This is a genomic window from Microbacterium sp. EST19A, from assembly GCF_019969685.1.
Lineage (GTDB): Bacteria > Actinomycetota > Actinomycetes > Actinomycetales > Microbacteriaceae > Microbacterium.
This window is the reverse complement of sequence record NZ_JAHXYZ010000001.1, coordinates 1,124,386-1,145,810: the sequence shown is the minus strand read 5'-3', so window position 1 is coordinate 1,145,810 and position 21,425 is coordinate 1,124,386. Positions and strand designations below refer to the sequence as shown.

General features: G+C 68.7%; 25 protein-coding genes. 17 read left to right on the top strand and 8 right to left on the bottom strand.

Translation table 11 applies throughout. The features are described from left to right. Positions 1 to 67: 67 nt before the first annotated feature. The 7 genes from LC452_RS05685 to LC452_RS05655 all read left to right on the top strand — a co-directional run bounded on the left by LC452_RS05685 (position 68) and on the right by LC452_RS05655 (position 9,084). Positions 68 to 2,197 (top strand): alpha-galactosidase, encoded by a 2,130-nt coding sequence (locus LC452_RS05685; RefSeq protein WP_223623082.1) that lies wholly within the window; start codon positions 68 to 70, stop codon positions 2,195 to 2,197. Between the two features lie 62 nt (positions 2,198 to 2,259). Continuing rightward, complete coding sequence (locus LC452_RS05680) at positions 2,260 to 3,429, top strand: ROK family transcriptional regulator (protein ID WP_223623079.1); 1,170 nt, start codon at positions 2,260 to 2,262, stop codon at positions 3,427 to 3,429. Positions 3,430 to 3,487: 58 nt separating this feature from the next. Then, positions 3,488 to 4,777, top strand: coding sequence for an ABC transporter substrate-binding protein (locus LC452_RS05675; RefSeq protein WP_223623076.1), 1,290 nt, complete (start codon positions 3,488 to 3,490; stop codon positions 4,775 to 4,777). 29 nt (positions 4,778 to 4,806) lie between these two features. Continuing rightward, the gene (locus LC452_RS05670; protein WP_223623074.1) at positions 4,807 to 5,697 is read left to right on the top strand and encodes a carbohydrate ABC transporter permease; all 891 of its coding nucleotides are present in this window, start codon (positions 4,807 to 4,809) and stop codon (positions 5,695 to 5,697) included. Continuing rightward, positions 5,694 to 6,512, top strand: a complete 819-nt coding sequence (locus LC452_RS05665) for a carbohydrate ABC transporter permease (RefSeq protein WP_223623072.1) — start codon at positions 5,694 to 5,696, stop codon at positions 6,510 to 6,512. The genes LC452_RS05670 and LC452_RS05665 overlap by 4 nt, the downstream gene beginning before the upstream one ends. Positions 6,513 to 6,541: 29 nt before the next feature. Continuing rightward, complete coding sequence (locus LC452_RS05660) at positions 6,542 to 7,864, top strand: alpha-L-fucosidase (protein ID WP_223623070.1); 1,323 nt, start codon at positions 6,542 to 6,544, stop codon at positions 7,862 to 7,864. Next, the gene (locus LC452_RS05655; protein WP_223623068.1) at positions 7,861 to 9,084 is read left to right on the top strand and encodes a Gfo/Idh/MocA family protein; all 1,224 of its coding nucleotides are present in this window, start codon (positions 7,861 to 7,863) and stop codon (positions 9,082 to 9,084) included. Before LC452_RS05660 ends, LC452_RS05655 begins: the two co-directional genes overlap by 4 nt. A gap of 47 nt (positions 9,085 to 9,131) precedes the next feature. On the opposite strand, the gene LC452_RS05650 is transcribed toward LC452_RS05655, so the two are convergent. Beyond that, positions 9,132 to 9,671 (bottom strand): putative immunity protein, encoded by a 540-nt coding sequence (locus LC452_RS05650; RefSeq protein WP_223623067.1) that lies wholly within the window; start codon positions 9,669 to 9,671, stop codon positions 9,132 to 9,134. Between the two features lie 7 nt (positions 9,672 to 9,678). Further along, positions 9,679 to 10,119: a DUF6194 family protein gene (locus LC452_RS05645; RefSeq protein WP_223623065.1), complete on the bottom strand. Its 441-nt coding sequence runs from the start codon at positions 10,117 to 10,119 to the stop codon at positions 9,679 to 9,681. A gap of 55 nt (positions 10,120 to 10,174) precedes the next feature. Between LC452_RS05645 and LC452_RS05640 the strand changes: the two genes are divergently transcribed. The 5 genes from LC452_RS05640 to LC452_RS05620 are packed head-to-tail and all read left to right on the top strand — an operon-like array spanning position 10,175 to position 12,466. Continuing rightward, positions 10,175 to 10,945 (top strand): MerR family transcriptional regulator, encoded by a 771-nt coding sequence (locus LC452_RS05640; RefSeq protein ID WP_223623062.1) that lies wholly within the window; start codon positions 10,175 to 10,177, stop codon positions 10,943 to 10,945. A 9-nt stretch (positions 10,946 to 10,954) separates the two neighbouring features. Continuing rightward, entirely contained in the window at positions 10,955 to 11,374 is a 420-nt protein-coding gene (locus LC452_RS05635; protein ID WP_223623060.1) for a MarR family winged helix-turn-helix transcriptional regulator, read from the top strand. A gap of 20 nt (positions 11,375 to 11,394) precedes the next feature. Further along, positions 11,395 to 11,838, top strand: a complete 444-nt coding sequence (locus tag LC452_RS05630) for a hypothetical protein (protein WP_223623058.1) — start codon at positions 11,395 to 11,397, stop codon at positions 11,836 to 11,838. Then, positions 11,835 to 12,098 carry a hypothetical protein gene (locus LC452_RS05625; RefSeq protein ID WP_223623056.1) on the top strand — a complete coding sequence of 88 codons (264 nt, stop codon included), beginning with the start codon at positions 11,835 to 11,837 and terminating at the stop codon, positions 12,096 to 12,098. Before LC452_RS05630 ends, LC452_RS05625 begins: the two co-directional genes overlap by 4 nt. Further along, positions 12,095 to 12,466 carry a rhodanese-like domain-containing protein gene (locus LC452_RS05620; RefSeq protein WP_223623054.1) on the top strand — a complete coding sequence of 124 codons (372 nt, stop codon included), beginning with the start codon at positions 12,095 to 12,097 and terminating at the stop codon, positions 12,464 to 12,466. The genes LC452_RS05625 and LC452_RS05620 overlap by 4 nt, the downstream gene beginning before the upstream one ends. Here the strand turns inward: LC452_RS05620 and LC452_RS05615 are convergent. After that, the gene (locus tag LC452_RS05615) at positions 12,448 to 12,897 is read right to left on the bottom strand and encodes a carboxymuconolactone decarboxylase family protein (RefSeq protein WP_223623052.1); all 450 of its coding nucleotides are present in this window, start codon (positions 12,895 to 12,897) and stop codon (positions 12,448 to 12,450) included. The genes LC452_RS05620 and LC452_RS05615 overlap by 19 nt on opposite strands. Before the next feature lie 176 nt (positions 12,898 to 13,073). On the opposite strand from LC452_RS05615, the gene LC452_RS05610 reads away from it, so the two are divergent. Both LC452_RS05610 and LC452_RS05605 read left to right on the top strand, forming a co-directional pair. Then, positions 13,074 to 13,250: a hypothetical protein gene (locus LC452_RS05610; RefSeq protein ID WP_223623050.1), complete on the top strand. Its 177-nt coding sequence runs from the start codon at positions 13,074 to 13,076 to the stop codon at positions 13,248 to 13,250. A 36-nt stretch (positions 13,251 to 13,286) separates the two neighbouring features. Continuing rightward, positions 13,287 to 13,706, top strand: a complete 420-nt coding sequence (locus LC452_RS05605) for a hypothetical protein (protein WP_223623048.1) — start codon at positions 13,287 to 13,289, stop codon at positions 13,704 to 13,706. A 109-nt stretch (positions 13,707 to 13,815) separates the two neighbouring features. Here the strand turns inward: LC452_RS05605 and LC452_RS05600 are convergent, their stop codons facing one another. The 5 genes from LC452_RS05600 to LC452_RS05580 form a co-directional block, all read right to left on the bottom strand. Beyond that, the gene (locus LC452_RS05600; RefSeq protein WP_223623046.1) at positions 13,816 to 15,198 is read right to left on the bottom strand and encodes an LLM class flavin-dependent oxidoreductase; all 1,383 of its coding nucleotides are present in this window, start codon (positions 15,196 to 15,198) and stop codon (positions 13,816 to 13,818) included. Between the two features lie 76 nt (positions 15,199 to 15,274). Beyond that, positions 15,275 to 15,985, bottom strand: a complete 711-nt coding sequence (pnuC, locus tag LC452_RS05595; protein ID WP_223623044.1) for a nicotinamide riboside transporter PnuC — start codon at positions 15,983 to 15,985, stop codon at positions 15,275 to 15,277. Between the two features lie 5 nt (positions 15,986 to 15,990). Further along, complete coding sequence (locus tag LC452_RS05590; RefSeq protein ID WP_223623042.1) at positions 15,991 to 16,518, bottom strand: GNAT family N-acetyltransferase; 528 nt, start codon at positions 16,516 to 16,518, stop codon at positions 15,991 to 15,993. 68 nt (positions 16,519 to 16,586) lie between these two features. Further along, positions 16,587 to 17,798, bottom strand: coding sequence for a hypothetical protein (locus LC452_RS05585; protein WP_223623040.1), 1,212 nt, complete (start codon positions 17,796 to 17,798; stop codon positions 16,587 to 16,589). A gap of 21 nt (positions 17,799 to 17,819) precedes the next feature. Continuing rightward, a complete protein-coding gene (locus tag LC452_RS05580) occupies positions 17,820 to 18,737 on the bottom strand; it encodes a DUF808 domain-containing protein (protein ID WP_223623038.1) in 918 nt (305 codons plus the stop codon). Positions 18,738 to 18,886: 149 nt separating this feature from the next. On the opposite strand from LC452_RS05580, the gene LC452_RS05575 reads away from it, so the two are divergent. The 3 genes from LC452_RS05575 (at position 18,887) to msrA (ending at position 21,411) form a co-directional block, all read left to right on the top strand. Continuing rightward, on the top strand, positions 18,887 to 20,230 hold the full coding sequence (locus LC452_RS05575) for an alpha/beta fold hydrolase (protein WP_223623036.1): 1,344 nt from the start codon (positions 18,887 to 18,889) through the stop codon (positions 20,228 to 20,230). 168 nt (positions 20,231 to 20,398) lie between these two features. Continuing rightward, positions 20,399 to 20,872, top strand: coding sequence for a peptide-methionine (R)-S-oxide reductase MsrB (gene msrB, locus LC452_RS05570; protein WP_223623034.1), 474 nt, complete (start codon positions 20,399 to 20,401; stop codon positions 20,870 to 20,872). Further along, complete coding sequence (msrA, locus tag LC452_RS05565; RefSeq protein ID WP_223623033.1) at positions 20,869 to 21,411, top strand: peptide-methionine (S)-S-oxide reductase MsrA; 543 nt, start codon at positions 20,869 to 20,871, stop codon at positions 21,409 to 21,411. Before msrB ends, msrA begins: the two co-directional genes overlap by 4 nt. The last annotated feature ends 14 nt before the right edge of the window (positions 21,412 to 21,425 follow it).

Sequence of the window (21,425 nt, the reverse complement as noted above, 5' to 3'; positions counted from 1 at the left end):
CCCGGGCCGCTGCCGCGTGCCATTCCATGCGCGTGCCATCCCCGCGCGTGCCACAGAAGGGTCGGTCATGAGCCGTCAGGAAGTCATCCATCACCTCCGTCGCGGGGGAGTGAGCCTCGTCGTCACACTGAGCGAGGACCGCCTGCCGCGCATCCTGCACTGGGGCGCCGATCTCGGCGCACTCGACGACGACGCGCTCGCCGCGATGGAGCGCGCGGCGCTGCCCCCGCTCGGCGACACCGTGATCTACGCGCCCCAGCCGGTGCCGATGCTGCCGCAGCTCGCCGAAGCATGGCTGGGTGAGCCGGGTCTCGCGGGCAGCCGCGACGGCTCCGCCTGGGCGCCGCTCTTCCGGCACGCGCACGGGCGGCGGGAAGACACCGCGGCCGCCGACCGTCTCGTCGTGCTGGCGGAGGATCCGGAGAGCGCGCTCGAGATCGAGATGGAGATCGAGCTCGACGACGGCGGGCTTCTCCGGGCGAGATCGACGCTGCGCAACCTCGGGGGCGCCTATCGGGTCGATCGTCTGTCCCTCGCGTTCCCGGTGCCCGCGCATGCCGACGAGCTGTTCGATCTGGCGGGTCGGTGGACACGCGAGCGGATGCCGCAACGCCGGCCGTTCGACATCGGATGCTGGGTGCGCGAAGCGCGCGGAGGGAAGCCCGGCTTCGAAGCACCGACCCTGACCGTGGCCGGAGAGCGCGGGTTCGACTTCCGTCGCGGCGAGGTGTGGGGCATCCACCTGGGCTGGAGCGGCAACCAGCGGGTCGTCGCCGAGCGCACTCCCGGCGGCACGCGGATGCTGAGCGGCGGCGAGTTCCTCTACCCCGACGAGCTGGTGCTGCGGCCGGGCGAGGAGGTCGTCTCACCGTGGCTGTACGGCTCGTGGGGGATGGGCCTCGATGCGCTCGCCGCCCGCTTCCACGACCATCTCCGCGCGCGGGAGACGCATCCCTCGCTGCCGCGGCCGATGCTGCTCAACACCTGGGAGGCGGTGTACTTCGACCACGACGAGGCGGAGCTTCTCGCCGCCGCGGAACGCGCGGCCGACTTCGGGCTGGAGCGCTTCGTGCTCGACGACGGCTGGTTCGGTGCGCGGCGGCACGATCGCGCGGGACTCGGCGACTGGGTCGTCTCGCCCGAGGTGTGGCCGCGGGGGCTGGATGCGCTCGCCGCGCGCGTGCACGAGCTCGGCATGGAGTTCGGCCTGTGGTTCGAGCCCGAGATGGTGAACCTCGATTCGGACCTGGCCCGGGCCCATCCGGAATGGATCTTCGACGCCGGCCACGGCATCGGCATCCCCGCACGGCATCAGCACGTCCTGGACTTCGGGCACGACGGTGCCTTCGCGCACGTGCTCGCCCAGATGAGCACGCTGATCGAGCGCCTCGGCGTCGACTTCCTCAAGTGGGATCACAACCGCTCGCTGCTCGACGCCGGCCACGGCCCCACCGGCCGCGCCGGTCACCGGGCGCAGACGCTCGCGCTCTACCGGCTGATGGATGCGCTGCGCACGCGGTTCCCCGGTCTCGAGATCGAGGCATGCTCGAGCGGCGGCGCCCGCATCGATCTCGGCATCCTGGAGCGCGCCGACCGGGTCTGGGCGTCGGACTGCAGTGATCCCCACGAGCGCGCCGACATCAACCGGTGGACGTCCCTCCTGCTTCCTCCGGAGCTCGTCGGCACGCACGTCGGCGAGCCGCGCGCATACTCGACGGGTCGTGTCGCGCCTCTGGGTTTCCGGGGGGCGGTCGCGAGCATGTGGCAGCTGGGCGTCGAGGCGGACCTGGCCACGCTCGGTGTCGAGGAGCAGGCAGAACTGCGCCGATGGATCGCGTTCCATCGGACGCATCGCGCGCTGCTGCACAGCGGGAGAGTCGTGCACGCGGATCTCGCCGACGGAGCGGCATCCCTCGACGGGGTCGTCGGCGACACGGGCGCACTGTACCTGTACCTGCTGCGCGAGCGTCCGATGGGATGGCCGCCGGGTCGCATGCGCCTTCCGGGCCTGCAGCCCGACCGGCGCTATCGCGTGCGGCTGGCGCGCGAACTCGCGGCGCACGAGACGCCACCGTGGGCGAGAGGCGAGTTGGTGCTCCTCGGACGCGTCCTGGTCGAGGTCGGGATCGAGGCGCCGGGCGTCGACGTCGACGATCCGGTGATCATCGAACTCGACGTGTTATGGAAAACTTCTTGACATCTCTGTAAACCCTATTTATAAATGGGGTACCGGAATTGATCGACGACGAGGAGGTCGACATGGATCGCATTGCCACCGCCACTTCGGACCAGATGCTCGAGCTGCGTCGCGCCAACAGCGCGCGCTGCGCCGAGGTCATCCGCTCGGCGGGATCCATGACGATCGCCGAGGTCGCGGAGGCCACCGCGCTGTCCCGCCCGACCGTGCGGGCCCGGCTGCAGGACCTGTACGACGCCGGACTCCTCATCGAAGTCGCGGCGGCCGCTCCGACCGGCGCCGGGCGCCCGGCCTCCCGGTTCTCCTTCGTCGCCGATGCCGCCATCGTCGCCGGACTCGAACTCGCCAAGCATGTCGAGCGTCTCCTCGTCACCGACCTTGTCGGCCGCGAGCTGTGGCACGGCGAACGGCCGGTCACGATCAAGAGCGCGCAGGAGCGCCTCGACAGCGCCGTCGAATGGGTGAAGGACACTGCGGCCGGGCTGGGCAAGAAGCTCGTGCGCGTCGGCGTCGCCGTACCGGGCTCGATGGATCCGTCCGGCGTCTTCATCGAAGCCGCCGCTTTCGTGGAATGGCGCGGCCACGCAGTGCCCCCGATCATCAGAGCGGCGTTCGACGTGCCGACCGACACGTTGCACGACCTCGCCGCGGCCATGTCGACGGAGCGGCGGATGGGAGCGGCGAAAGACGTCGACACCTTCGTGGTGCCGGTCCTGTGGCATCGTGTGAGCGCCGGCATCGTCCTCGAAGGACGGGTCTACGGCGGCACCAACGGCCGGTCCGGCAACATCCAGCAGCGCTTCAGCGCCGCGCAGAACCACCTCGACGACGCGGAATGGCCGTCCGATCCCGACGTCAGCGCGCTCGTCGTCGCCGCGGCCGACGGCGACCCGGCGGCCGACGCCTCACTCGACCGGTTCGCGGCGCTCGCCGCCGAGCAGATCGCGATGCTGCAGCTCGTGATCGACCCGGAGCTCATCGTCCTGCACGGCCCTCTCGCCGTGCATGATGCCCTCGTCGAGCGCGTCGTCGCCCACCTCGCTCGCGACCTGCCGATCGTGGCCCCGGTCGTCGTGAGCGAGTTCGGTCAGTTCGGCACCGTCATCGGCGCGGCGCTCACCGCGCTCGACGGCGCAGCGGAAGACCTCATCGGCCCAGGAATGGCGCCCCACCTTCTCGATCGCACCCGATTGTCCTCCGCGATCAGCGGCCGGCGAACCGTTCTGGTCTGACCTGCCGACCTCCCCGGCGCACCCGCACCGGGGCCCCTCACCGCACCAAGGAAGAACAATGTCAACGAAGACTGCGCGCATCATCGCGTTCACGGCAGCGGCCTCGACACTGGCCATCGCCCTCGCCGGCTGCTCCGGCTCCGGCAGCACCTCGAGCGAGGGCAGCGGCAAGCCCCTCGTGTACATCGTGCCCAGCAGCTGGGCCAACTACGAGGGCCTTCAGGAGAACATCGACGCCTACACCGAGAAGACCGGTGTCGAGGTCGAGGTGCAGGGCGTTCCCGACGAGCAGTACGACCAGAACATCCGCGCCAAGATCGCCTCGGGCGGCGGCGTCGACGTCTTCGCCGGCCTCAATGAGGAGAAGGACCCCGGGTCGTTCATGACCGAGATCACGAAGCCCGCCTTCCAGGATCGGATGCCGGCCTCGGTGTTCGATTCGATGATGGCCGCCGACGGCAAGCTCTACGGCATCCCTGCCGCTGACGGACTGAGCACTTTCGGCATCTTCTACAACAAGGATGTCTTCGAAGCAGCCGGAATCACCGACCAGCCCGAGACTCTCGACGAGCTCACGGCCGCCTTCGCCGCGGTGAAGGGAACGGGCGTGACACCGCTGTTCCTGTCGGGCAAGGACGGCTGGACGCTGCTGCAGCACCGCAACGCGGTCAACGCCGACTTCATCGGCGACAACGCCGACCTCCCGAAGGAGATGGCGAGCAACGAGGGGACCTGGTCGGAGCTGTCCGGGTTCGACGAGCAGTACGACGCTCTGGCGGGATGGGCGAAGGACGGCCTCACCAACGCCGATGTCCTCACCGCGAGCTATGAGCAGGCCACCGCCGCGGTCGCCGAAGGCACGGCCGGCGCGATCATCAACGGCAGCTGGGTGATCGGCGAGATCCGCGGGGCGAACCCGGAGGGGAACTTCGGCTTCTTCGCGCTGCCGAACCCGTCGGGTGCCACCCAGATCGCCCTGAGCCAGCCGAACATCATGCACATCGCGAAGGACAGCACGCAGAAAGAGGCGGCGCAGGAGCTCCTCGAGTTCCTGATCGAGCCGGCGCAGGTCGAGAACTTCCTCGCCAGCAATCCCGGCGTTCCGGCCTTCACCGACGTCACGGTCGCCGAGCCCGACCCGGTCATGGACGAGATCCAGGTGTGGGTCGACGAGAAGAAGACCGGCGCCGCGTTCGACACGGCCGCGCGGTTCCCGACCCCGCAGGACGACATCATCGCCGCCTATCAGGAGCTCCTCGCCGGCCGCATCGACGTCGCCGAGTTCGGCACGCGCTACGACGCCGCCTGGCAGGCAGCCGGCAAGACCGCCGGTCTCGACGGGTTCTGAGCCGAGCGGTTCGAGGGAAGAGGGAGAAGATGAAGAACGCACTGGCGGCGCGGGTGTATCCGAGGACGTTCCTCGTGCCCGCGATCGTGGTCTTCACGATCTTCTTCCTCTTCCCCGCGCTGCTCGGACTGTGGCTCGCGTTCACGGATGCGTCCACGCTGTCGCGCACGCAGGACTTCATCGGTGCGCGCAACTTCGAACTGCTCTTCGTCGACAACCTTCCGGGGTTCCTGCAGTCGGTCGGACTGCAGTTCGTCTACGCGGTGATCGTGACGGTGCTGAAGACGGTCATCGGGGTGGCGCTCGCGTTCCTGCTGGATCGGGCGTTCCGCGGCAACCACGGCCTGCGCGCCCTCGTGTATCTGCCGATGATGCTGTCGACGATCGTCGTCGGCTCCACGTTCTACTTCCTCCTCGCGAACGACGGACCCGTCAACCAGGCCCTGCGCGGCCTCGGCCTCGGCTTCCTCGCGCAGGACTGGTTCGGGAGCTTCGATCTGGCGCTCTCCACCGTCGCCGTCGTCGAGACGTGGATGGGTGTCGGCTGGACCATGGTGATCGTCCTCGCGGCCCTGCAGGCCGTGCCGAAGGATCTGATCGAAGCGGCGAACCTCGACGGCGTCTCGGCGTGGCAGATGACCCGCTACCTGAAGATCCCGTTCATCTCCCATGCGATCACGCTGACCGCGCTGCTCTCCTTCGTGGCGGGGATGAAGGCCTTCGACATCATCATCGCCACGACCGGCGGCGGTCCCGGCACGGCGACGAGCGTGCTGACGATCTTCAACCTCAAAGCGCTGAGCACCTCGAACCTCGGCTATGCCTCGGCGGTGAGCTTCACGCAGTTCATCCTGGTGACGATGATCGCGCTGGCGCTCAATGCGATCATCAACCGCAGCACGAAGGTGAAGGACCTGTGAAGACCTCGTCGATCCCCCGGGTCCTGACCTACCTCGCCGCCGCAGCGGTGCTGTTCGTCTACCTCGCCCCGCTCCTGCTGATCCTGCTCAACTCGGTGAAGACCTCGGACGAGGCCGCGACGTTCACCTTCGCCCTTCCCGAGAACTGGATGTTCTCGAACTACGCCACCGTGCTGGGCGACCCCGCCATCGCCCGCGCTCTCGTGAACAGCATCATCGTCGCGGGCGGAGTGACGGCCGGCACGATCGCGGTCTGCTCGCTCGCGGCCTACGTCATCGCCCGGCGGACGGACTGGTTCAGCAAGGGCGTCTACGGCTATCTGCTCGTCGGCCTCATCGCCCCGTTCGCGGTGATCCCGGCCATCCGCCTGCTCCAGCTGATCGGACTGTCGAACACGCACCTGGGCCTCATCCTCGTCGACGTCGCCTCGCAGATCCCGTTCACCACCCTGCTGCTGGTCGGCTTCATCCGTCAGATCCCTCGTGAGATCGATGAGGCCGCCCTGATCGACGGCGCGGGAGCGTTCACCATCTTCTTCCGCATCATCTTCCCGCTCATGCGTCCCGTCACCCTCACGGTGATGGTTCTCGTGGTCACGTTCGCCTGGAACGAGTTCCAGAACGTGCTGTTCCTCACCAACTCCGATGTCTGGACCCTGCCTATGACCATCTTCAACTTCCAGAGCCTGCACTCGTTCGACTACGCCCTGGTCTCCGCGAACCTCGTGGTGACCGCGCTGCCGATGGTCGTCGTGTTCCTGCTCGCCCAGCGCTACATCATGTCGGGCATCATGGCGGGCGCGGTGAAGAGCTGATGGCCTCTCCTGCGATCGAAGGGCACCGCATGACCGACCGCTTCGCCCGCTCCGCCTGGTTCCGCGAGGACCGCTTCGGCTTGTTCATCCACTTCGGCGGCTACACGGTCATTCAGGACGAAGCATGGTGGCGGTCGATGGAGCGCGTGTCCATCGAGGACTACCAGCCCGCGATCGACGGCTTCCGGCCGCAGAACTTCGACCCGGAGAGATGGGCGGATGACGCGGCGAAGGCCGGCATGAAGTACGCCGTGATGGTCGCCAAGCACCACGAGGGCTTCTGCCTGTTCGACTCGAAGCTCACCGACTACACGTCGATGAACAACGGCTTCGGCCGCGACCTGGTGCGCGAGTTCCTCGATGCCTTCCGGGCGCGCGGCATCAAGGTCGGGCTCTACTACTCGCTGCTCGACTGGCATCACCCCGACTACCCGGCGTACGAGGACGAGCACCATCCGCATCGCGGCGACCCCGCCTGGGCAGATCACCGCCCCGACTTCCCCCGGTACCTCGACTACATGCATGCGCAGGTGGAGGAGCTGGTGTCGGGATACGGGAAGCTCGACATCCTCTGGTTCGACTTCTCGTACGGGTCCATGATCGGCGAGACGTGGAAGGCCGACGAGCTGCTCGCGATGGTCCGTCGTCACCAGCCCGAGATCCTCATCAACAACCGGCTCGAGACCAGCGGGGGCGGCTTCGGCTCGCTGGTCGAAGAGGATCCGAGCGACTGGGCCGGCGACTGGGTGTCTCCGGAGCAGCTGATCCCGGCCGAGGGCATCCGCAACGTCAAGGGCGAGCCGGTGCCCTGGGAGGCGAACTTCACCCACAACAACAACTGGGGATACTTCCGCGGAGACACGGCGTTCAAGCCGACGCAGACCATCGTCCGGAAGCTCGTCGAGATCGTCAGCAAGGGCGGCAACATGCTGCTGAACGTCGGCCCGCAACCCGACGGCTCGTTCCCCGAGGAGTCCGTGCAGATGCTGCACGAGGTGGGCGACTGGATGGAGCGCAACGGCGAGAGCATCTACGGCGCCGGGATCGCCGGCATCCCCAAGCCCGAATGGGGGTACTACACCCGACGCGGGAACACCCTGTACGCGCACGTGTTCGAGGGACCCATCGGGCCGCTCGCGCTCACCGGCGTCGACAAGGCGGCCGTGCGCTCCCTGCGGCTGCTGACGACCGGGCAGACGATCGAACCCGTGACGTTCTGGCTCACCGAACCGTATCCCGACACCGTCTTCGTCTCCTTCGGCGAGAACCCCCAGTTCACCTACCCGCTGCCCGACGCCGTCGACACCGTGATCGCGATCGAGCTGGCGGGCGAGGAGGACGGCGACCGGTGACCGAGCCGTCGCCGCGCGATCTGCGGATCGGGATCGTCGGCTTCGGCCTGCGTTCGATCCTCTGGCGCGACATCCATCGTCCGGGTAGAGGGGCGATCGTCTCGGCCGTGCTCGACGTCAGCGAACGCGGGCGTGCGGATGCCGCCACGGCACTGCCCGACGCCGTCGTGACGGGCGACCGCGACGCCTTCATCGCCTCCGGGCTGGATGCCGCGGTCGTCCTGACACCCGATGACAGTCACCGGATGGCGGCCGAGCCGCTCCTGGATGCCGGGATCGCGGTGTTCTGCGAGAAGCCGCTCGCGACGACTCTGGCTGACGCCGATGCGCTCCTGGAAGCGGCGTATCGCGGCGGGGCCCGGCTGTACGTCGGGCACAACATGCGGCACATGCCCGTGGTCGTGCTGATGCGTCGGCTGATCCAGCAGGGCGCGATCGGCGACGTCCGTGCGATCTGGTGCCGGCACTTCGTCGGCAACGGCGGCGACTACTACTTCAAGGACTGGCACGCGGATCGGCGCCGCACCACCGGGCTGCTGCTGCAGAAGGGGGCGCACGACCTCGACGTGATCCACTGGCTCGCCGGATCCCGCACGACCAGGGTCCACGCGATGGGCGCGCTCAGCGTGTACGGCGCCGTCACCGAACGTCGCGACCGCACCGGGGAGCGGATGCCGGACTGGTTCGATCTCGACAACTGGCCGCCGCTCGCGCAGACCGGGCTCGCCCCCATCATCGATGTCGAGGACATCTCGCAGATGAACATGGTGCTCGCGAGCGGCGTGCTCGCGTCGTACCAGCAATGCCATTTCACGCCCGACTACTGGCGGAGCTACACGGTCATCGGCACCGAGGGACGCCTCGAGAACGTCGGAGACGAGAGCGGGGCGCGCGTGCACGTGTGGAACCGGCGGCACGGAGGATTCGCCGAGCCCGACGAGGTGCACGTCGTGCCCGAGCCTCCCGCGGGAGCGCTGCACGGTGGGGCCGATCGGCTGCTCGTCGACGAGTTCCTGCGATTCGTGCGGCAGGGCGGGATGACGGAGACGTCGCCGGTCGCCGCGCGGGATGCCGTCGCCGCCGCGATCGCCGCCACGGAGTCGCTTCGCGCGGGCGGGAGCCCCCGTGACGTGCCGCCGGTGCGCACGGAACTCGCGGCGTACTTCGCGGACGGCCAGGCTCGGCCGACCGCCGCGGGGGCATGGCTCCGGTCGCGATGACGGCCGCTCGCGGCGTCGACGGGCGGCCCCTTCTGCGACCGGAGCCGTCAATCCTGCACCAGGTGGGCCTGTATCCGGCGGATGACGGTGGCGAGGGTGCCGGAGGTCAGGAGCCCCGGGCCGAGGGGACCAGCGGTGTCCACGCCGAGCAGCGGCAGCGTGCGGAGCGCGGCCGCCGCCTCCGGCGTGAGGCGCTCGAGCTGCCAGCGCACCTCCGTCCCGAGGGCGTCGGGCGCATCCGGCCGCGCGAGTCCGACAGCCGTCGCCGCGTATGCGGCCGCCCCCAGCGCGTGCGCGCCCATGTGCGCGACGCCGGCGGCTTGGGCGGCGGCGCGGGCCGCGGCCCTGCCCGCCGGGGTGTGCGCACTCGCGGCCGATCGACCTGCGACGAAGCGGCGCCGGATCTCGCCGGCAGCGGTCAGCTCACCGCGTGCGAAGGCCCGCGCGCGGTCGATGGCGTCGCGGGCGCGATCGTCGTCTGGAGCCTCCGCCTCGAACAGTGGCAGCACGTGCTCGGCGCAGTCGGCTGCCCATGCGGCGACGATGCGACGCTCCGTCTCGCTCAGCGACTGCGGCGAACCGGTCATGAGGCGCTCACCGCGCCCGGCGGGCGGCACGGGCTCGCGCGGCCTCGTGCGCGTCGCGCAGCAGGGCGAGCACGGCATCCGCCGTCTCGTCACCCGGGTTGATGATGCTGACCCATCCCGCCGCACCGTAGAGCGGATGCCGTCGGAACACGTCCGTCTGCACCGCGTCGGCTTCCGTCGTGACGAGGGCGTCGGCGCGCTCCTGACCGACGTGGATGTTCACGCGGAACCGATCCGGGGCATCGAGCTCCGACGATGCGTCGTCGGGGTAGTCCTTCGTGATGATCGTTCCGTAGGGCTGGGTGCGCTCCGGCATCCGTCCGTCGGGTGCGTGATAGAAGTACGCATCGCCCCACGAGAGTTCCGGGAACGCGCTGCCGATTTCGGGGGCGACGACGAGGGCGCCGTCGAGCTCTCGGATGGCTTTGATGATCTGCTGCATGTCCATGATTCAATGATCGAGTTGAAGTGCTTATGTGGACTTGTCAGCGAAGAGACGGGTGATGATGACGCATAACCCTCAAGTCAGCCTCCTGACCACGGTCGGGTTGGGCCGTCTCGTCGGCTACTCGACGCAGCAGGTGCGCGATCTCGAACGACTGGGCATCATCCCGCCCGCCGAGCGCGCCGCGAACGGGTACCGACGCTACGGCGAGCAGCACCTCGTCGCCGCGCGCGCCTACCGGAGCCTCGCGTCCGCCATCGGGCCCGTACCCGCGAGGCGCCTGATGCCGACGCTGATCGACAGCACCGTCGATGACGCCGCGGAGCGGATCGACGAGCTCCACGCCGCTCTGGCCCGCGAGCGATCTCGCGTGAAGGAGGCGCTCCGCGGCCTGGATGCCGCCGTCGGTGAGTCGGCCGACGTCTTCGCGGACGAGGACGCGATGACGATCGCCGAACTCGCCCAGGCGCTCGACGTCCGCGCATCGGCCCTCCGCCACTGGGAGCGTGAGGGACTCATCCACCCGCTCCGCTCCGTCGCATCCGCGTCGCGCACTTACGGCGCCAGGGCGATCACCGAGGCGCGCGTCGTGGCGGCGCTGCGTGCCGGCGGTTACGGCATCCCGCCGATCGCCCGCATCCTCGAGCAGCTGCGCGGGCAGGCGCTGACCGCCGATGCGCAGCGCATCCTCGCGGACCGGCTCGCCGACCTGACCCGCCGGAGCGTCGCTCTCCTCGCCGCCGCGGGTGACCTCCACGGGCTCCTGCAGATGCTCTCCGAACGCGTCGTCGTGGGTGCGGTCTCCGGCCCGAACGCGCCCGACGAGTAGCCTGATCAGATGCCCGAGACTCCGCCGTTCAGTCCGACGGTCGCGCTGCTGACCGTCGTCGGCGTGTGGCAGGAGGCGTTCGCCGAGGCGCTGAAACCGCTGGGGCTGACGTCCCGTACGTACGCGCTGCTCGGTCACATCCGAGGGATGCCGGGGATCTCGTTCAGTGAACTCGCCCGGCGGTCTCGCATCACCGCGCCCAGTGCGCACGTCGCGGTCGCGGGCCTGAAGCAGGAGGGGCTCGTGGAGGATGCCACGGCTCGAGCGGGGGCGGCATCCCGCCTGCAGGTGACGCCCGCGGGGGAGCAGCTCCTGGCGCAGGCGGCGACGCGGCTCGCCGAGGTCGATGACCGCTTCTCGTCTGCGCACCCGGGGCTGACCGAGGCGCTGCGCGCGCACGTGGCGGAGGTGTTCGGCACGCAGGACTGACCTTTAGTTAGACTAAAGGTATGGAAGACATCCTCCTGGCCGTGCACGTGCTCGCCGGCATCCTCTTCATCGGTCCCGTGGCCGTGACGACCAGCCTCTTCCCGAGGTTCGCACTGCAGGCTGCGGCAGGTGCGACGACGGAATCCGGCGGCCTCCTCGTCGCCCGTGTTCTGCACCGCATCACCCGCACCTACGGCATCCTCGCCCTGGTCGTCCCGCTCGTCGGGCTCGGACTCGCCGCGGTGCAAGGCCGCCTCGGCGAGATCTGGATCACGATCGCCATGGTGCTCACCGCCGTGGCCGGCGGCCTGCTCGCCCTGCGGATCGTTCCCGCGCAGCGCGACGCCCTCGCCGAAACCCTCGACCCGCAGGGTGCGCGGGTCCTGCGGGTGCTCACGGGCGTGTTCAACCTGCTGTGGGCGGTCGTCGTCGTGCTCATGATCGTCCGGCCGGGTGCCGAATGAGGCCGCTGCTGCGCACTCTCGAGGTGCTGTCCGTGCTCGAGCTGCTCAGCATCGCCGTGCTGCTGATCAACCTCGCCACCGTGCATGTCGACGGTGTCGCGTCGGTTCTCGGCCCGCTGCACGGTGCGCTCTACCTCGCCGTCGCGGTCATCGCGCTGCTCGGTCGAGGGCTGATGCTGCGCACGCGACTGATGGCCCTCATCCCGGCGCTCGGCGGTGTGTTCACCCTGATCAACGTGCGGAAGGAAGCGCGCCGATGACCGTTCGGCACTTCTTCCGGCGACCGCGCACGGTGACCGCCATCGAGGCGATCGACCTCATCGCCGACGGCGCGGTCGTCGTCGACGTGAGGCGCGAACAGGAATGGCGGCGCCAGCACGTCCCCCAGGCGGTCCACATTCCGCTCGGCGAACTCGAACGACGCGCAGCGGAGCTTCCCGAGGATCGTCTGCTGATCGCCTTCTGCACCGGCGGCCTGCTCTCGAGCGGTGCCGCGAACCTGCTCACCGAGCACGGGTTCGATGCGGTGAACCTGGGCGGGGGACTCATCGACTGGCGGGCCGCCGGGGGCGCGCTGATCGCAGAGGACGGGTCCCCGCCCGGCCGAGATCAGGGTGCCACGGGGTAGTGGCTGGTGATCGCGATGCGGTTCCAGCTGTTGATCACGACGGTCAGCCATGTCACGGCCGCGATCTGCTTCTCGGTCAGGATGCCGTCGACATCGACTCCACGATCATGCAGCCGGCCGTGATCGCCGATGAGCGTCACCCGCTCTGCGATCTGCAGGGCCGCCTGCTCCTCGGGGGAGAAGTACTGCGACTCCCACCACCCGGCGAGCACCGCGAGCCGGTCGGCCGTCTCGCCGTTCTTGACCGCATCGGCGGCGTGCATCCGCAGACAGAACGCGCAGCCGTTGAGCTGCGAGGCGCGCACCTTGACCAGTTCGACGAGCAGCGGCGACAGCCCGGCATCCACGCCTGCCTCTGCGGCCTTCGCGGCGAACTCCAGCATCGCCTGGTACGGGGCCGAATAGATCTTGCCGATATTCACGTGGGACACGTCGTCTCTCCTTCTCTCCGGGCGCGGTCGCGCCCATCAGTACTGACGACGCAGCCCCCGGAACTGTGACGCCTCGGCGGAAATCCGGGTCGTCGTCCCCGAATGGGCGGATGCTGCGGCGGAGGACCTGCTGCACGTGTGAGGTGCCGGGGGCTGGAAATCCGTAGGCTGTCCTCATGACGAAGAACATCTGGACCATCATCGGCGTGATCGTCGCCGTCGTGCTCGCGTGGTGGATCGTCAGCGCGCTGTTCTCGGTGCTCTGGTTCGTCGTCAAGCTCGCGATCGTGCTGGTCGTCGCCGTCGGCGTGTTCTTCCTGCTGCGGAGCGTGTTCAGCCGCTCGGACGACTGACCTCACACTCACCCGCCCTGCGTCGTCGTAGAGGGTATGAGACGACTCCACATCTTCGCCCTCGCGTTCTCCGCCGTGCTGGGCCTCTTCGTCGGCGGATGGGCGTACTCCGCACCGCAGAGCTTCTACGACTCGTTCCCCGGCGTGCTGGGCTCGTGGGTCTCGGTCGACGGCCGCTTCAACGAGCACCTCATCCGTGACGTCGGCGCGATGTACCTCGCGCTCGCCGCAGCCGGCATCGGCGGGCTGCTGTGGCGGAATCAGGCCGTGTTCCGGGTGCTCGGCATCGCCTGGACGGTGTTCGGAACGCTGCACTTCCTGTACCACGCGCTGCACCTCGAGCACATGACTCTCGAGTCGGCGATCGGCGAGATGGTCGCACTGGGCGTGAGCCTTCTGCTCGGCGTGCTGCTGCTGATCCCCGAAAGGCGCGAGCGCGAACGGCTGGCTGCCTGAGCCCGGCCGCTCCGGTCGCACATTCTGCCGCTTCTCCCGCGCGGGGGCGGCACGAATCGCGACCGGAGCACCGGCGCGCGGCAGGAACTGCGACCGGAACCGGCGATCCTCAGACCCGGGCCGGCGATCCGATCCGGTACTTCGCGGCCCGGTGCGTGTCCTGCACGCGGTCGCCCTTACCCTGCAGCTTGTGCCGCAGCGTGCCCGGCGTGTACTCCTCCGGGTAGGCGCCGCGGGCACGCAGCACCGGGATGACGTGCTCGATGATGTCCTGCCACGTGCCGGGCGTCACCGCGTAGGCGAGGTTGAAGCCGTCGATGTCGGTCTCGTCGACCCAGGACTGCAGCTCGTCGGCGATCTCCTCGCCCGAGCCGACGACCGTGGGGCCGAGGCCGCCGATCGCGTTGTGCCGGCCGAAGTCGCCGACGGTCCACTCGCGGCCGAGATCCGCTTCCTCCTTGAGGTGCTGCAGCACCGACTGGATGGCGTTGGACTCGACGTTGCCGACGGGCTCGTCCTCCTCGTACTGCGAGAGGTCGACGCCCATCCACCCCGACATGAAGGTCAGGGCGCCCTCGGGGCTGGCGTAGCTGAGGTACTCGGCGTGCTTCGCCGTCGCCTCCTCGCTCGTCGCCGCGGTGATGACGGTGAGCAGGGTGTAGATGCGCGCGTCGTACCGGTCGCGTCCTGCCGCCTCGAGCGCGTCGCGGATGCGCTTCACGGTTCCGGCGAGCACCTCCTTCGACGGGGCGGCGACGAAGATCGCCTCCGCGTTCTCGGCGGCGAACCGCACCCCGCGCGGGCTCGCGCCGGCCTGATAGATCACCGGCGTGCGCTGCGGAGACGGCTCGGAGATGTGGATGCCGGGAACGCTGAAGTGCTTTCCCTCATGCCCGATCGGGTGCACCTTCGTGTGGTCCGTGAAGATGCCGCGCTCGCGGTCCTCGATGACGGCGTCGTCCTCCCACGATCCTTCCCAGAGCTTGTAGAGCACCTCGACGTACTCGTCGGCGTGGTCGTAGCGGTCGTCGTGGGCGAGCTGATCCTCCTGGCCCATGTTCCGTGCGGCGCTGGGCAGGTAGCCGGTCACGACGTTCCAGCCGATGCGGCCCTGCGTGAGGTGGTCGAGCGTGCTCAGGCGCCTCGCGAACGGGTACGGGTGCTCGAACGCGGTCCCGGCCGTGATGCCGAAGCCGAGGTGCTCGGTGACCGCCGCCATCGCGCTCACCAGCAGGATCGGGTCGTTCACCGGCACCTGGGCGCCGTTGCGGATCGCGGCCTCGTTCGTGCCGCCGTAGACGTCGTAGGTGCCGAGCACGTCCGCGATGAAGATGCCGTCGAAGGTCGCGCTCTCGAGCAGCTTCGCGAGGTCGGTCCAGTAGCTGATGGTGTTGTACTGGCGCGAGCGGTCGTCCGGATGCCGCCACAGCCCGGACGACTGATGTGCGACGCAGTTCATGTCGAAGGCGTTGAAACGGATCTGGCGAGTCATGAAACCCATGAAACGGGATGCTGCGGGGTCTGACCAGGGTCTCCGACACGGGCCGACACATTCGGGCCCCCGCGCGTCAGCCCTCGTCGACCGCCCGCCGCGGACTCGGGTCGGGCGGGATGATCTCGACCGGTGGCAAGGCGGCGATGCGCTGGGCGCGCCACCACACGACGAACCCGACCGCCGTGAACCCGCCGTAGAACACGTACATGAGCCCGGTCGCGTAATAACCCGAGCTGAAGAGCAGCGGCACCCCGACGACGTCGACCGCGATCCAGATCAGCCAGAACTCGGTCCAGCCCTTCGCCATGCCGTACGTCGCGAGCAGCGACCCGACGAAGGTCCAGGCATCGGCCCACACCGGCTCCCACGAGCCGAGCGCACGGAACAGGGGTGTCAGTGCGACCGTGCCGACGACCATCGCGAGGACGAGGCCGATGCGCGCGCTCGTCGGCGCCCACCGCGGACTCACACGTCCGCCCTCGGCGTTGCGCCAGCGCACCCAGCCGTAGATCGCGACCGCGATGAACATGACCTGACGTCCGGCCTGGCCGAGCAGGTGCGGCAGCGAGTGGTCGGGACTGAGGATCGACCCGAGGAACACGGTGAGCAGCAGCAGGTTCCCGATGATGCCCACCGGCCACGCCCAGATCTTGCGCCGCATGCCTCCGATCGCGCTCGCGAGGCCGAACGCGTTGCCGACGACCTCGCGGATCAGCAGCGTCTGCCCGCCGGGCAGCACCCATTGCGAGTTGAAGGCCTCGGCGAGCCAGCGCAGCAGGTCCATCGTCGTCAGAGCGCCGCGTCGGGCGCGGGCCTGTCGTCGAGCACGAGCTGGAGCATGCTGAGGTCGAGCCAGCGTCCGAACTTGGCCCCGACCTGCGGCATCCGTCCCACCTCGGCGAAGCCGAGCCTCTCGTGGAGCACGATCGACGCGACGTTCCCGCTCTCGATCCCGCCGATCATGACGTGGATGCCGGCGGCACGCGCCCGCACGATGAGCTCGGCCATGAGGGTCTTGCCGATGCCGCGTCCGCGCTGGTCGCCGCGCACGTACACGGAGTGCTCGACGGTGTGCCGGTACCCGCTGTGCGGGCGCCACTGCGCGTACGACGCGTAGCCGAGCACGCCGGTTCCGTCGTCGGCGACGATGACCGGGTACCCCCGGGCCGTGCGGTCGGCGAGCCAGGCGGCACGATCGTCGACGTCGACCGCGTCCTCGTTCCAGATCGCGGTCGTGTGCACGACGGCGTGATTGTGGATGGCGGTGATCGTCTCGAGGTCGGCGGCCTCGGCATCCCTGATCTGCACGTCAGTCATCGGCGGGGGTCTCTCTTCTGCTGCTGCGCTTCGGGTGCGCATCGCCGACGCTAGCAGGATGCCGGGGGTCAGGCTTCTCCGGAGCCGACGGCCTTCGCGCTCAGCGCATCGCGCACGAGGATCGCGCGGCGCATGTCGGCCATGATCGGGTCGAAGAAGCGCTCGCGATAGCGGGCCTCGCTCACCGCGGAGAAGACGAACGGGAGGGTCGCGATCAGCGACAGCAGCATGGCGGCCTTCAGCAGGTTGACCGTGATCGGCAGTTCCACGCCGGCGATGACGAGCGGCTCGATGACCAGCGGCTGGGACTCGCTGCCCGGGCCGAGCCAGATCTCCGCCACGCCGACCGGGATCGCGATGCCGCCGATCACGATCAGCAGGGCCGCGAGCAGCAGTGCGAAGAACAGCGCCTGCACCAGTTGGGCGAAGGTCATCGCGAGCAGGATGTTGAACCGCTGCGGTGCACGCAGACGGTGGTGCGCCGCCGGCCCCGCGGTGCGATGCTCGGCCGGGGTGTCGACGAGCATCGCACGCCGCTGCACCTCGGTCGGCGCCTGGGCGTCGTCGTCGATCTCGGAGGCGCTGACCCGCAGGACGACGATGCCCGCCAGCACCGCGACGACGAGCCCGACGAGGGCGATCGATCCCCAGTGCAGGGCGGATGCCATCTGCCAGACCTCTGCGGAGAAGAAGGCGAACACGACCAGCATCAGGATCACGGGCAGGGCGATCGACGCCATGTGCCCGATCGCCGAGGCGTTGCGCACGGCGAGGCGCGACGCCCACGAGATCAGCGCACCGCCGCCCATGCCGGTCACGAGGACGCAGACCACCAGGATGAGCAGCGCCGTGAAGACCGGTCCGACGGTCGCTCGGGAGTTGTTCTCGTAGCCGTCGATGATGATCCCGGCGAGGCAGGCGATGATCAGCAGCAGGGCGACGATCGTCCCGATGCCCACCGGCAGACGGCGCAGAAGCAGGCGCACGAGGAAGTACCCGCCCCACGTGATGACCACCGCGACCACGAGGGCGAGGATCACGACCATGACCAGCGCTGTCGCCTCACCGCCCGTCGAGTCCTCGGCGATGTCCACCACGAGCTCGATGCCGCCCCCGAGCGGGTAGACGACGATCGCGACCCACACGATGAGCGGCGCGACGCGCCGCGGGAGATCGGTGAACCAGCGCCGGAGCGGCACGAAGGTCGGAAGGCCCTGCTCGCGGAACCAGCGATCGGCGTCGCGTCTCGCGCTCCGGGTGGTCGGGGATGCGGACGACATGCCGATGACAATACTCGTGCGTCAGACGTGCACGTCGGCGGGGGATTCCTCGCCCTCGTGGAAGCTCGGCTTCTTGCCCAGCATCCGTCCGATGCCGAGCACGATGACGACGATCAGCAGCCCGAGTGCGAGGCCCGCGATGGCCGAGATGATCGTGTCGACGATCCACACGATGACGGCCCCGGCCGGCTCGAGGGCATGCTCGACGGCGTGGAGCACGTCGACGGGGAAGTGCCAGCCGACCTCGCCGAGGTTCACGAGCACGAGGTGGCCGCCGACCCAGAGCATCGCGACCGTGCCCAGGATGCTGATGAAGCGGAACACGGCGGGCATCGAGCGCACGATCCGCGTGCCGGTGTGGCGGATGCGCTGCACCGGGTTCTTCGCCATCTTGAGGCCGATGTCGTCGATCTTCACCAGCAGTGCCACGGCCCCGTAGACGACACCGGTCATGAGCAGGGCGATCACGGCGAGGATGGCCAGCGTCGTCCAGACGTCGAGGCCCTTCTCCAGGCTCGCGAGCGAGATGAGCATGATCTCGGTGGAGAGGATGAGGTCGGTGCGCACGGCGCCGAGCACGAGCTTCTTCTCGTCGCGGGCGCCCTCATCGGCGTGGCCGTGCTGCACACCGAACCACTCGAGCACCTTCTCGGCGCCTTCGAAGCACAGGTACGTTCCGCCGAGGATCAGCAGGTACGGAAGCACCCAGGGCGCGAAGGCCGTGAGCAGCAGCGCTGCCGGGATGATGATGAGGAACTTGTTGGCGAGCGAACCCAGCGCGATCTTGCCGACGACCGGCAGTTCACGGGCGGGCGTGATGCCCTGCACGTACTGGGGGGTGACGGCGGCGTCGTCGATCACCACGCCGGCGGCCTTCGCCGAGGCCTTCATCGCGGCGCTCAGGATGTCGTCGACGACGGCGAGCAGTCCTACCGACATGTGCGGTCCCCCTGTGGTGTGTAGACGGAAACTCTATCGGCAGTGACACCGAGCGTCGTCTCTCTTTCACAGGCCGGAAAGGATGTGAAAAGCATTTGTATATCGTGTACAGGTTCGGCACCTGCTCGATCTACAGAAAGAGAAACTCGATGAACGATGATCCGCGACCGCAGGTCAGACCTGCCCTCCTCGTACTGCGCCGCACCGGCTCCGTGCTCATCTCGGTGCTGGCGGTGGTGGTGGCGGTGGTGGTGGCGGTCCTCGTCGGAATCCTCGTCTTCGTACTCGGTCTGAACCTCGGTCTGGTGCCGGCGATCATCCTCGGCGCCCTCGCCCTGTTCGCTGTCGCCTGGCTGCTGACCGGAATCGCCCACGTGATGTGGCGGTCGCCGCGCATGGGCGCGCGTCTCCCGTTGCGGAGGCGCAAGTCGCCCTTCATCGTGGCGGGTGCGCTGCTCGCCGTCGTCGGTGTCGTCGCCGGCACGACGATCCTCGCTCCGGTGCCGGACGAGCCGATCGTCGAGGCAGGGCGACCCGATCCCTCGTACTGGGATCTGAACACGGGGTCTCGTGTCGCGTACTGGCATTTCCCCGCCGAGGGTGCGGACAGCGGAGCGACGCCTGTCATCTTCGTGCACGGCGGGCCCGGCGGCTACGCGTCAGGCGGCAGCATCGACTACTTCCAGCGCGTGGCGAAGACGGGCCACGACGTGTACATCTACGACCAGGCGGGTGCCGGACTATCATCGGAATTGCCGGAAGAGGAGTACACGGTGGAGCGGTCGGTCGCTGATCTCCAGGCGATCCAGGATGAGATCGGCGCACCGAAGGTCGACCTGATCGGGCACTCGGCAGGCGGATACCTCGTCGAGGCCTACACCGCGGCCCACGCCGACCGTGTGGAGCACGTCGCGTTGATCTCGCCCGGAGGACCGGATCCGTCTGCCCGGAATGCGGCTGACGAAGACGCCGAGTGGGCGGCGCTGGAGAAGATTCCGGGCTACACGGAGGCCGTCGACGACAACAGCTACACGTTCGATGCCGTGCCGCTGCGCGCGCTCGCCGCCATCCTGATCGGCAAGACCGTCGGTCCGGCCGCCGCACAGAACCTCCTGAGCCAGGAGGATGGGAAGCGGGCGATGGCGGCGGCTCTGGCGCCCCTGAACATCTATGCGAACCTCGCACTCGCCGACGACTTCGCTGCAACGTGGGAGAAGACGATCGACGCCCTGGAGTCTGAGCAGACGCCCACCCTGCTCATCCGGGCGGAGTACGACTACGTCTCATGGACGGATCAGCAGCAGTACACGACAGCCAACTCGGACCTGGAGATCGTGTACGTCGAAGACGCGACGCACGGGCCGTGGGACGAGCAGCCGAATTCGGTCTACAACGCTCTCGACGCGTTCTTCAACGACGAGCCGCAGCCGGGCGGCGTCTACGACGGCACCCTCAATCCATTGCTCGAGGACGCCACCGGCGTGAAGGACTAGCGATGGCAGGGCCGGCGGGCGTGCCAGCGCCCGCCGGCCTCGCTCCGTAGCCCCGGCGATGTCCCCAAAACTCACAGCCCGCTCCCAGCCCCGCGGGACCAAAACGGGCCCGGCATCCGTTCTCCTCTAGTGACGGCGCAGCCAGCGACGTCGGACAAGGAGTCCAGCATGTCGAACCAGTACGCCAAGACCCCCGAGGCGGTCACCGCCCTCACCCACCTGCAGTACGAGGTGACCCAGCAGGACGCGACGGAGCCTCCGTTCCGCAACGCCTACTGGAACACGCACGACGACGGCATCTACGTCGATGTGGTCTCGGGCGAGCCGCTGTTCTCGTCGACCGACAAGTTCGACAGCGGAACCGGCTGGCCGAGCTTCACCAAGCCCATCGATGCGGATGCCGTGACCACGCGCACCGACCGCAAACTGTTCATGAAGCGCACCGAGGCGCGCTCGGCCGCCGCCGACAGCCACCTGGGGCACGTCTTCGACGACGGACCGCGAGACGCGGGAGGATTGCGGTACTGCATGAACTCCGCCGCGCTGCGGTTCATCCCCGCTGACAGGCTCGAGGAAGAGGGGTACGGTCGCTACAGCCGCCTCTTCGCCACCACCACCCACACTTCTGAGGAGCAGTCATGACTGACACCGGAACCATTACCCGCACCCCCGGCACCGAGACCGCCGTCCTCGCCGGCGGTTGTTTCTGGGGCATGGAAGACCTGATCCGCCGCCAGCCCGGCGTGCTCGACACGCGCGTCGGCTACACCGGTGGATCGAACGACCACGCCACCTACCGCAACCACCCCGGCCACGCCGAGGCTGTGGAGATCGTGTTCGACCCGTCGAAGACGACGTACCGCGACATCCTCGCGTTCTTCTTCCAGATCCACGACCCGTCGACCAAGGACCGTCAGGGCAACGACCGCGGATCCAGCTACCGCTCCGCGATCTTCCCGCTCAGCCCCGAGCAGGAGACCGTCGCGCGCGACACGATCGCGGATGTCGACGCCTCCGGTCTCTGGCCGGGCAAGGCCGTCACCACGATCGAGCCCGAGGGTCCGTTCTGGCAGGCCGAGGAAGAGCACCAGGACTACCTGATCAAGTACCCGAACGGCTACACCTGCCACTTCCCGCGTGCGGGATGGGTGCTGCCGAAGCGTGAGAGCGCGACCGTCTGAAGCGCCCGAAGGCC

Coding starts and splice junctions, on each gene's coding strand:
- LC452_RS05670 (WP_223623074.1), top strand. CDS start 4,807: ATGAAGAACGCACTGGCGGCGCGGGTGTATCCGAGGACGTTCCTCGTG.
- LC452_RS05630 (WP_223623058.1), top strand. CDS start 11,395: ATGGAAGACATCCTCCTGGCCGTGCACGTGCTCGCCGGCATCCTCTTC.
- LC452_RS05605 (WP_223623048.1), top strand. CDS start 13,287: ATGAGACGACTCCACATCTTCGCCCTCGCGTTCTCCGCCGTGCTGGGC.
- LC452_RS05675 (WP_223623076.1), top strand. CDS start 3,488: ATGTCAACGAAGACTGCGCGCATCATCGCGTTCACGGCAGCGGCCTCG.
- pnuC (WP_223623044.1), bottom strand. CDS start 15,985: ATGGACCTGCTGCGCTGGCTCGCCGAGGCCTTCAACTCGCAATGGGTG.
- LC452_RS05575 (WP_223623036.1), top strand. CDS start 18,887: ATGAACGATGATCCGCGACCGCAGGTCAGACCTGCCCTCCTCGTACTG.
- LC452_RS05580 (WP_223623038.1), bottom strand. CDS start 18,737: ATGTCGGTAGGACTGCTCGCCGTCGTCGACGACATCCTGAGCGCCGCG.
- msrA (WP_223623033.1), top strand. CDS start 20,869: ATGACTGACACCGGAACCATTACCCGCACCCCCGGCACCGAGACCGCC.
- LC452_RS05620 (WP_223623054.1), top strand. CDS start 12,095: ATGACCGTTCGGCACTTCTTCCGGCGACCGCGCACGGTGACCGCCATC.
- LC452_RS05635 (WP_223623060.1), top strand. CDS start 10,955: ATGCCCGAGACTCCGCCGTTCAGTCCGACGGTCGCGCTGCTGACCGTC.
- LC452_RS05585 (WP_223623040.1), bottom strand. CDS start 17,798: ATGTCGTCCGCATCCCCGACCACCCGGAGCGCGAGACGCGACGCCGAT.
- LC452_RS05600 (WP_223623046.1), bottom strand. CDS start 15,198: ATGACTCGCCAGATCCGTTTCAACGCCTTCGACATGAACTGCGTCGCA.
- LC452_RS05640 (WP_223623062.1), top strand. CDS start 10,175: ATGATGACGCATAACCCTCAAGTCAGCCTCCTGACCACGGTCGGGTTG.
- LC452_RS05685 (WP_223623082.1), top strand. CDS start 68: ATGAGCCGTCAGGAAGTCATCCATCACCTCCGTCGCGGGGGAGTGAGC.
- LC452_RS05660 (WP_223623070.1), top strand. CDS start 6,542: ATGACCGACCGCTTCGCCCGCTCCGCCTGGTTCCGCGAGGACCGCTTC.
- LC452_RS05625 (WP_223623056.1), top strand. CDS start 11,835: ATGAGGCCGCTGCTGCGCACTCTCGAGGTGCTGTCCGTGCTCGAGCTG.
- LC452_RS05610 (WP_223623050.1), top strand. CDS start 13,074: ATGACGAAGAACATCTGGACCATCATCGGCGTGATCGTCGCCGTCGTG.
- LC452_RS05650 (WP_223623067.1), bottom strand. CDS start 9,671: ATGACCGGTTCGCCGCAGTCGCTGAGCGAGACGGAGCGTCGCATCGTC.
- msrB (WP_223623034.1), top strand. CDS start 20,399: ATGTCGAACCAGTACGCCAAGACCCCCGAGGCGGTCACCGCCCTCACC.
- LC452_RS05590 (WP_223623042.1), bottom strand. CDS start 16,518: ATGACTGACGTGCAGATCAGGGATGCCGAGGCCGCCGACCTCGAGACG.
- LC452_RS05680 (WP_223623079.1), top strand. CDS start 2,260: ATGGATCGCATTGCCACCGCCACTTCGGACCAGATGCTCGAGCTGCGT.
- LC452_RS05645 (WP_223623065.1), bottom strand. CDS start 10,119: ATGGACATGCAGCAGATCATCAAAGCCATCCGAGAGCTCGACGGCGCC.